Source organism: Enterococcus sp. HMSC076E04 (assembly GCF_001814285.1).
Lineage (GTDB): Bacteria > Bacillota > Bacilli > Lactobacillales > Enterococcaceae > Enterococcus_B > Enterococcus_B lactis.
On the sequence record NZ_KV815560.1, the window covers coordinates 1 to 3,890 of the forward strand.

3 protein-coding genes are annotated in these 3,890 nt (G+C 36.0%); 2 read left to right on the forward strand and 1 reads right to left on the reverse strand.

Annotation, left to right across the window (positions count from 1 at the left end):
• The first annotated feature begins 171 nt into the window (after positions 1-171).
• Positions 172-858, forward strand: a complete 687-nt coding sequence (locus HMPREF2961_RS01325) for a hypothetical protein (protein ID WP_002315549.1) — start codon at positions 172-174, stop codon at positions 856-858.
• A gap of 871 nt (positions 859-1,729) precedes the next feature.
• Here HMPREF2961_RS01325 and brnQ read toward each other — a convergent pair.
• Positions 1,730-3,082 carry a branched-chain amino acid transport system II carrier protein gene (gene brnQ / locus HMPREF2961_RS01330; RefSeq protein ID WP_002315550.1) on the reverse strand — a complete coding sequence of 451 codons (1,353 nt, stop codon included), beginning with the start codon at positions 3,080-3,082 and terminating at the stop codon, positions 1,730-1,732.
• 146 nt (positions 3,083-3,228) lie between these two features.
• Between brnQ and HMPREF2961_RS01335 the strand changes: the two genes are divergently transcribed.
• Positions 3,229-3,819: a TMEM175 family protein gene (locus HMPREF2961_RS01335; RefSeq protein ID WP_002315551.1), complete on the forward strand. Its 591-nt coding sequence runs from the start codon at positions 3,229-3,231 to the stop codon at positions 3,817-3,819.
• Positions 3,820-3,890 lie beyond the last annotated feature (71 nt).

Here is a 3,890-nt window from a genome sequence, read left to right on the forward strand (position 1 = left end):
ATGGTGCTTATGTGTGGTCAGTGTATGACGAAAAAAGAAAGCGATTTACTGTTTTTGATGCTATATTGGTATTGGATTGAATTACTTCATAATAGTGAGATAGCGAGAATCTACATCTTTAAAATCATCATGTAATGAAACGAGAGGTAGTAAAAATCGGAGGAGGACAAAATGAAACTTTTGAAGGAGGTAACAGATCAATTATACAAGAAGTATATTCTAGATTTAGATTATGTTATTTTATCTGTATCAGATTATCAAGGATTAGATAGCCATCAAGAAGCTGCAATCATATTAATGAAATATGTAAATAATGAATGGTATAAAGGCGTTAGAGGGACAAAACCTATACGTAAACCTATGCCGTTTGTAGAGTTCATATTCCAAAAATGGTTACAGCGAAAAATGAAAGGTAAACCATCGGGTATGACTTTTCGTGAGCGTCGGAGTTTAAAAAGAACTGTAGATAACTATTGGCGAACGGAGAAGCCGATAAAAATGAGATTAGTACATACTGACTGGACATCTTTTGATCATGTGGCTGGTTACCCAATTTATTTGAATAAAGGGCGAATGATTCCATCTCCCATTGATTTTGAAGAAATGCTTCAACCAGAAAGTCTTTATGAAGAGGTTTTTTTTGAAACATCTTATGGACTTTATGTAACAAAAGAAGAATATTTAGAGCTGAATAATTATTTGTTCCCTAATAAAAAGAACTTAGTAGCCTATAGCTGGAATGACAGTTGGTCTAGTTATTTCACATCTGGGAGAGGATGCCGTGGAGCGCATATGTGGACGATTTATGACTCGTTAGAAAAGAGGATGGTTGTCATTGGTGCTTCAACGACGGATTAGTTTATATTTGTAAGAGTTAGCTAATATTACTGAATATAAAATGTATCAAAATAAAAAACCCGCAACGCGGGTTTTTTGTAATTGCCTTTCTAAATCTGGAAAAGTGGTTAAAATATAGTATCTTCTATTTTTTCGAACGATAGTCTCAGTTTTTTTAATAATCACTCTAGCGGAGACAATATGATTATGACGATTGAATATATACCTCCGTACATTCCTATTAGCTTACACATTTAATTATTCTTGAAAAAACGAAAGAGTACAAGGCGTAATAGAAAAAATCGATTTAAAAAAAGTTTTTTATATTATTGGTGTTTCCTTCGTGTATTCTCATGGAAGACAGCAGTTATGTCAAATAATCGTTTGTTTTGGACGCATAATCGTTCACGTAACTGATAAAGAAAAAGAAGGGAGGAATTTATTTTTTTTGAAATTAACGTTATTTAATGTTTGCTTTTTTAATATGTAAAAATAACTTTATTTATAAAAAAGAGGTTGTGACTGAAGTGGTCAGCTTCAAGAAATAAGAAGGAATTGACGAAAATTGCTTCTCAAATTTTTGTGAAATTTCGGCTTATTTCCGAAGAAGCTACTTCTGGAACACCGTGAATCAGAGGTTGTGAAAAAGTCGCTTAGTTTCGAGTATTAAGAAAAATTTTGTGAAAATGGCTTTCCACATTTTTGCATAAATTTGGCTTAATACCGAGAAACTGGCTTTTGAACACCGTTTATTCGGAAAAAAAGGTCTGTGACAAGACTTTTGTCACAGACCTTTTGCTTTTTATTGATCCTGCGATTACTCGTCGCAATTTTTGTGAGAGCTTTTTCGCAAACTCTTTCTTAAAAAGTGTTCAAGAGACAACCTCTTTTATCAATCCAATACTTCTTCTTTCTTAGCGAAACTCCAAATCAGGCCGATAACAAAACCGATAACTGCTGGCACGATCCATCCCATCCCCAATTTGAAAAACGGCAAGTAGCTTTCCGCAACATATAAAAGATTTTGAACGATAGGGGTTTGCTTGATAGATTCTGGGCAGGCATTCAACCCATCAAAAATCGAAGCAATCAATGTAAAATAGGTAGTCATTCGATAAACAGCTGTACGCTGCTTAAACAAAGGACCAACCAACACTAACAGAATCAATGTCATTGCTAATGGATAGATGAACATCAAAACAGGCAACGAAAATTGAATGATATTCGTCAAGCCTACATTTGCCGCTAAACAGGGAAGGATACTGGCAAGTGCAACAAAAAAGGCGTAATTTCTTTGCGGGAACAAATCCGTGAATGTTTCTGCAAAAGCTGTAATCAAACCAATACCAGTCTTCAAACAAGCTAATATAACGATGAATGCTAATAAGATACTTCCATAAGTGCCTAAATAATGATCAGCAATCTGAGCCAGCGTAATTCCGCCGTTTTCACTTAGAGCAAAGCTACCTAAGCTCATAGCACCTAAATAAGCGAGCAAAGTATAAATGATTCCCATCAATATAATGCTGATCGCACCAGATTTGATCGTGTCTTTAGCAATTTCAGCAGGTTTTGTTACACCCATGTTTTGAATCGTCGTAACGATGATGATTCCAAATGCTAAAGCAGCAAGCGCATCTAATGTGTTATATCCTTGAGTAAATCCTGTGAAAAAAGCATGGTCTTGGTAATTTGGCTGAATAGGCGCTTGATTGACAGAGCCTAATGGATTCAAAAAAGCAAGGAGAAGCAATGCCCCTAATAAAACCAAAAATGCAGGATTCAGGAATTTTCCAACATAATCTAATATCTTTGTCGGTTTTCTTGAAAACCACCAAGCCAGCACAAAAAATACAATACTGAAAATTGCTAGATATAGCGTCTGTCTGCTAGGATCGATAAATGGTGCTAAACCAATCTCGAAAGATGTGGTCGCAAGGCGAGGTAAAGCAAAAAACGGTCCGATAACTAAGTAAAGCAAGATGGTAAAAACCATCGCATATGTTTGATTTATCCGTTTTGCTAATTCATATACACCTGAGCTTTTCGATACACCAATGGCAATCACCCCTAAGAAGGGAAGACCGATACCGGTAACCAAGAAACCTAGATTCGCCCAAAAGGTAGCAGCGCCTGCTTCTTGACCCAAATGAACGGGAAAGATAAGATTTCCAGCACCAAAAAATAGACCGAAAAGCATGGAGCCTATAAAAAGATAGTCTTTAACTGATAATTTTTTTGTCATACATAACTCCTTTACGGTTTTTTTAAAAGTAACAAAATTTCGAAAAATATGCAACAATTTTCAGAAAATTTCCTATATAAAACAATGGTTATTTAATAACATAAGTGATAAAATAAAAGCGCTGAATCATCTGAGGAGGAATCATCGTGACAAAGTCGAGATTAGAAGCATTTACTGATGGAGTAGTGGCCATCGTTTTGACAGTTCTTGTATTAGACATCAAGATTCCTGATCCATCTGGTTTTCATTCTTTGTGGGTCATCCGAAATACATTATTAGCTTATGCAATCAGTTTTATATTTGTTGCGGTAATCTGGGTGAACCATCATCGTATATTCCAGATGGCAGAACGCATCAATTACCGAGTGGTCTGGTCGAATATCTTTTGGCTCTTCTGGCTGACCTTATGTCCTTCCGTTACTAGTTGGGTCGGGCGTAACCCTGAAGCTTTTTGGCCTGAGATGGCTTATGTCTTAGTATACACGATGTGGAGTTTTTCTTTTGGTATATTGATGAGGCAAATCATGAAAGCAAATAAACCAGATTCCCATGTTGTGAGAGTTTTGTCAAAGGACCATCGAAGTTTTATCTCCATGTTTATTAACTTATGTTTGATTGCCGGTATCTTTTTTGTACCGATGATTGGGTTATTCGGACGTTTTTTCGTATCTGGTATTTGGATTTTTTCCTATAAAAAAGCAGATGCCTATTATCAGCGGTTGTTTCCGGGGAAATAAAAAGGCTGTGACAAAAATCTTGTCACAGCCCTTTTTCCGAATAAACGGTGTTCTCCTGCCAACTCCTCGGT